This window comes from Kitasatospora sp. NPDC007106 (assembly GCF_040634455.1).
Lineage (GTDB): Bacteria > Actinomycetota > Actinomycetes > Streptomycetales > Streptomycetaceae > Kitasatospora > Kitasatospora arboriphila.
On sequence record NZ_JBEYFP010000894.1, the window covers coordinates 1 to 2,287 of the forward strand.

The 2,287-nt window shown below is 70.5% G+C and carries 1 protein-coding gene; it reads right to left on the reverse strand.

Annotated features, from left to right (window positions below):
- A partial coding sequence (locus ABZ641_RS33730) for a glycoside hydrolase family 9 protein (protein ID WP_359988091.1) occupies positions 1-2,176 on the reverse strand: 2,176 nt, incomplete at its 3' end.
- Positions 2,177-2,287: the final 111 nt, after the last annotated feature.

The following is a 2,287-nucleotide window of genomic DNA, read 5'->3' on the forward strand; positions in this document are numbered from 1 at the left end:
AGGCGGTGCCGCCCGGGGCGAGGGTGCCGTTCCAGCCGGCGTCGCCGGCGGTCACGGCCGCGCCGGACTGCGTGACGCGGGCGTTCCAGGCGTTGGTGATCTTCTCACCGCCCAGGTAGGTCCAGGCGAGCGTCCAGCCGGAGACGGTCGTGCTGCCGGTGTTGCGGACGGTCACGTCGGCGGTGAACCCGGTACCCCAGTTGCTGCCCACCGCGTAGGCGACCGTGCAGCCCGCGATCGGCTGGGTGGGGCTGCCGCTCGGCGAAGGCGAGGGCGAGGGCGAGGGTGAAGGAGAGGCCGAGGGGGACGGCGAAGGAGACGGCGAGGGGCTGGGGCTGGGCGAGGGGGACGGCGACGGCGTGGTGCCGTCCGGTTCGGCGCCCCACTGCGGTACTCCCCCGTCCAGCAGCCGGATGTTCGGCGCGTTCACCGGCGTCGAGCCGGGCACCAGCGAAATGCCCTGGTAGGACCAGTCGTTGGTCGGGTCCCAGGCACCGGAGGAGGCGATCCGGAACTGGATCTCCTTGCGGTACGCGGACTGCCCGGCCGGCGCGATCACGGTGTTCGAGCAGTCGACGGTGACGTAGTAGGTGGAGCCGGAGTACAGGGTCGGGCCGCTGATCGCCCCGCACTGGTTGTAGTTGGTGGTGAGGGTGATCTGACTCGGGCTCACCCCCGGCTCCAGGGTGAACCAGTAGCGCAGCGAGGCGTTCTTCAGCGCGCGGGCGGGCCAGGCGGAGGTGTTGACGAGGTACGCCTTGATCTCGGTGAAGTTGGTGCCGGAGGCGTTCACCGAGGCCTGGACGGTCGTCTCCGGCCCGTCCGGGGTCTCCGTGGGCGGGAAGGCCGCGAGCGGGCTGCCGCCGTACTCGCCGTAGAGCCGGGCGAGGGCGCCGGTGAAGGCGGCGTTGTAGTCGGTGGCGACCTCGTTGTTGACGTAGTTGGAGCGGTCGTCGGTGTAGGAGTCGTCGGGCGAGCTCGGTCCGCCGACCAGGGCGCCGATCAGGGTGTGCCGGCTGTTGACCGGGTTGGTGAGCTGGTCCGTCCAGGAGCCGTGGGCGGTGCGGTGGTGCGGGTTCTTCGGCGGGTTGGTGCCGAAGCCGATGAGGTAGCTGGACTTGCGGGGGTTCTCGCCGAGCGCGTAGTCGATCTGGCGGACGGCGAAGTCGTGGTAGCGGGCCTTGCGGGTGGCGTCGCCGGTGAGCCAGTCGGAGTAGACCAGGGCGGCGAACGAGGTGTTGGCGGCGTAGCGCAGCGATCCCCAGGAGTCGAGCACGGCCTCGCCGCCGGGCGAGTACTTCACCTGGCTGCCGTTGACGCCGACCGTCCACCAGTCCAGCCAGCGGTTGGCGTCGTCGATGTACTGCTGCTTGCCGGTGAGTTGGGCGAGCAGCACGTACGCGCCGTAGGACTTGTCGTCCCAGGCGATCGTCCAGCGGTAGGACTTGGTGCTGGTCTGCGGCTCGGTGGAGAGGTTGGCGTAGTAGGTCTCGGCCTTGGCGAGGTAGCTGCTGTCGCCGGTGGCCTTGTACAGCCAGATCGCGCCCCAGACCAGTTCGTCGTTGTAGCCGCTCCAGGAGTTGTAGTAGCCCTGGGCGTCCTTGATGCAGTCGCTGTACTTGCCGCGGTAGGTGTCGGCGAAGGAGTACAGCTGCTTGGCGTGGGTGACCAGGGTGGCGGCGTACGCCGGGTCGCTGTCGGCGAAGACGATCGAGGAGGAGGCGAGGGCGGCGGCGGTCTCGCCGGCGAGGTCGGAGCCGGGGCAGGTGGCGTCGATCCGGTACGCGGGCCGGGCCATCGGCAGCACCTCGGCCGGGCCCCACCAGGCGTGGTCGGCCGAGCCGTTGCCGACCTGGCCGTAGAGCACGTTCGGGGCGGCGTGCGCCTTGAGCAGGTAGTCGTCGACGAAGCGCAGGTTGTTCTTGAGGTACGGCATCTGGCCGGAGGCGGTGTAGCCCTGCTTCGCGGCGATGCCGCCCCAGGCCAGCATGGTGGTGGAAGCGGCCATCGGCAGGCCGAACTTGACGTGGTCGCCGGCGTCGTACCAGCCGCCGGTGAGGTCGAGCCCGACGTCCTTGCCGTCGTCGAGGGCGGAGTCGCCGCGCCAGCCCACCCGGTTGGTGGCGGGCAGTTTGCCGGACTGCTGGGCCTCGTAGAAGAGCAGCGACTTCTGCAGCGCCTCACCGTAGTTGAACGCCGGGGCGGCGGCGCGGGGTCGACCGGCTCACCGGCGCGCTCACCGTCTGGCCGTCCGTGCCGGTGCCGGACGTCGTCCGGATGTACCGCG